Source organism: Streptomyces griseorubiginosus (genome assembly GCF_017614965.1).
GTDB lineage: Bacteria > Actinomycetota > Actinomycetes > Streptomycetales > Streptomycetaceae > Streptomyces > Streptomyces griseorubiginosus_B.
In genome coordinates, this window is the sequence record NZ_WVUG01000643.1 from 1 (window position 1) to 1,419 (window position 1,419).

The following is a 1,419-nucleotide window of genomic DNA, read 5'->3' on the forward strand; positions in this document are numbered from 1 at the left end:
GGCCCCACCAGCCCGCCGTCGCTCCAGGCCGGCCGACCCGCAGGGCTGCTCCGGTCCCGCCGCACTCGCACGAACGCGCTCCCGCCTTCCCTTCCGAGGCCAGCCGCCTGGCCGCCTTGACAACCCGGTCACGCCGCGTGGTCCCTCCAACGGCTCAACAACGCCGTGCCGCAGGAGGCGGAGGTGGGGGAGCGGTGTGACCTTGGTGGGAGGCATGGGGCTGCACCTGGAGTCGAGGAGGCGCGATGGCGGACGGATCGGTCGTGGGCGGCATGGCGGCGTCCGCTGTCACGAGTGGCCCCACGGATCCCTCTCCCGATCGCTCCCTCGACGCCTTCGAGCAACTGGGCGCCGTGGCCGACGCCGTTCTCTACGAGGGCTACCTGCTGTATCCGTACAGGCGGTCGTCGGGCAAGAACCGCGTCCGGTGGCAGTTCGGGGTGCTGTTCCCCAGGGACTGGGTGGAGCGGGACGGCCCCGTCGTCCCCGGGGTGTCCGGCTCCGCCGACTCCTGGTACCAGCAGACCGAGTGCCTGCTGAGGATCCGCCGGCCCGACGCGCTGCTGAGGGTGCGCCTTCGGTACCTGCAGATGCAGCGCAAGCAGGTGGAGGCGGCCGACGCCGATGGCGGACACCGCGCCGTCGAGTCGCTGACCGCCGATGACGGCACGGTGCACCTGACCTTCGACGAGGCGGTGCCGTGCGAGGCGGACATCGTCATTCCGGTGGACGACCTCCTCGACACCGAACACACCGTGCCGACGGGAGCCGCGGCCGTCGAGGACATCGAGGCACTGCCTGGAGACGCCGGGCGGGTGATGCGCCGTCGCGAGGAGCTGCGGGCGAGCACGACCGTCAGCGCCGAGCGGCTGGGGCAGAACCTCTGCCGCCTGCGCGTCCGCACCGTCAACTCCGGCCCCGCACCTGATCCGCGGGCGTCACGCGACGAGGCACTGCGCCGCGCGCTCATCGCCACCCACACCCTCATGGGCGGTGACGGAGTCGAGTTCGCCTCACTGATCGATCCGCCCGAGGACCTGCGCGGTCACGTGGACGCGTGCCGCAACGAATTCGCCTTCCCCGTCCTCGGCGGCGAACCGGCAGGCGAGACCCGCGCCGGCGCGGGCGCCGTCGGGCACGTCCTGCTGGCCTCGCCGATCATCCTTCCCGACCACCCCCAGGTGGCCCCGGAGAGCCCCGGCGACCTGCACGACGCCGGCGAGATCGACGAGATCCTCACCCTGCGCACGATGTTGCTGACCGACGAGGAGAAGCGCGAGGCACGTGCCACCGATCCGCGGGCCGCCGCGATCCTCGACCGGGTCGACACCATGCCCCGCGAGGTCTTCGAACGACTGCACGGCGCCATCCGTTCCCTGTCCCCTGTCACCCCGCCGACCCAGTCCACCCCGCCGACCC

Annotated in this window: 1 protein-coding gene; it reads left to right on the forward strand. The window is 72.4% G+C overall.

Annotated elements, in window-relative coordinates; translation table 11 throughout:
* Positions 1-245: 245 nt before the first annotated feature.
* Positions 246-1,419, forward strand: a 1,174-nt coding sequence (locus tag GRC12_RS44440) for a hypothetical protein (protein ID WP_208786095.1), incomplete at its 3' end; no start/stop codon positions are given.